The sequence below is a fragment of the Alcanivorax sp. HI0044 genome (assembly GCF_001634945.1).
On record NZ_LWEZ01001297.1, the window covers coordinates 1 to 1283 of the forward strand.

Here is a 1283-nt window from a genome sequence, read left to right on the forward strand (position 1 = left end):
TGACATGACCCGGCAGAGTGGTAATCTGACGGCGGAAGAAGCGGCCAGCGATCTGATTGCGCGGATGGACGCCCTGACCCTGGAAAACAGCGGGACCTTTTGGCATTCCGATGGCAGCGTGCTGCCCTGGTAATGGGATTGCCTTCTCTGAATACAGAAGAGGGTTTCACCGAATGCTGATGGAGAACAAGTCATGACGCACGCCGTGCGCTTTCAACACCCACGCTACACCATTCGCCGCAAGTTCTTTCGCTTCTTCGGTGATGCGTTCCACCTTTATACGGATGATGGAGAGCTGGCGCTTTATTCCAACATGAAGCGCTTCCGCATCCGCGAAGACATCCGGCTTTACGCGGACGAAAGTCAGGACCAGGAGTTGCTGCGGATTTCCACCCGCAGTATTTTCGATTTCGCGGGCGCCTATGACGTGCATGATTCGCAAAGCGATGAGCATGTGGGTACGTTGCGGCGGTCGGGTTTCAAATCATCCTTCCTGCGCGATCACTGGATCTTTCTGGATAGTGGTGGTCAAGAGATCGGCACTCTTCAGGAAGACTCCATGCTTAAAGCGCTGGTGCGCCGTTATATCGAAGCGTTGGCTTTTTTCTTTCCCCAGCACTACCACGCCACCGTGGGGGAGAGTCCTGTGGCGGAGTATCGCCAGCGGTTCAATCCGTTCATCTTGAAACTGGATGTGGATTTCAGTGCTGATCGTGAGGGCCGACTGGACAAGCGTCTGGGGATTGCCGCCGGGGTGTTGTTGTCGGCTATCGAAGGCCGGCAGGAGTAACACGACAGGGTTCTGCTCGCACTTTGCCGAAGCCTCGGGGCTAAATGCCTGACGAAAAAATCCCGGACAGGAGCTACCTGTCCGGGAAGGTTGGCTGTCGTCGGCAGGATCAGCGGCGACGACGCAAGCCACCGCCGATCAGCAGGATCAGGAAGGGTAGCAGGGCACCGATGCCGAAGGCGCCACCGCTGCTGCCGCCACCGCTATAGGACGGACGATTGCTGTTGTACATGGGTTGGGCATTGTCCACGCGGTTGCTGGTGGGTGCGCTGGCCTGACGTTGTGCCTTGGCCAGCTTTTCGATCTCCCGGCGTTTAGCATTGCGACGCTCGATCCCGTACTCCTCGAAGACTTCATCGCGCAGCACCACCATGGAGGTGTAGTTGGTCACCAGGCCGTACTCCAGGCCCAAATCGGTGATGCCCTGCTGCAGGTCCTTCTCCTCGCCGAAGTAATTAATTTCCCGCTGCATGTGCTGAATGGTGGCATAGGC

At 57.4% G+C, this 1283-nt stretch carries 1 protein-coding gene and 1 pseudogene; one reads left to right on the forward strand and one right to left on the reverse strand.

The features are described from left to right. Positions 1 to 193 precede the first annotated feature (193 nt). Positions 194 to 790 (forward strand): hypothetical protein, encoded by a 597-nt coding sequence (locus A3730_RS18935; protein ID WP_063520864.1) that lies wholly within the window; start codon positions 194 to 196, stop codon positions 788 to 790. Positions 791 to 899: 109 nt separating this feature from the next. Here A3730_RS18935 and A3730_RS31870 read toward each other — a convergent pair. Then, positions 900 to 1283 (reverse strand): annotated as a pseudogene (locus tag A3730_RS31870) (hypothetical protein); the annotation flags it as partial.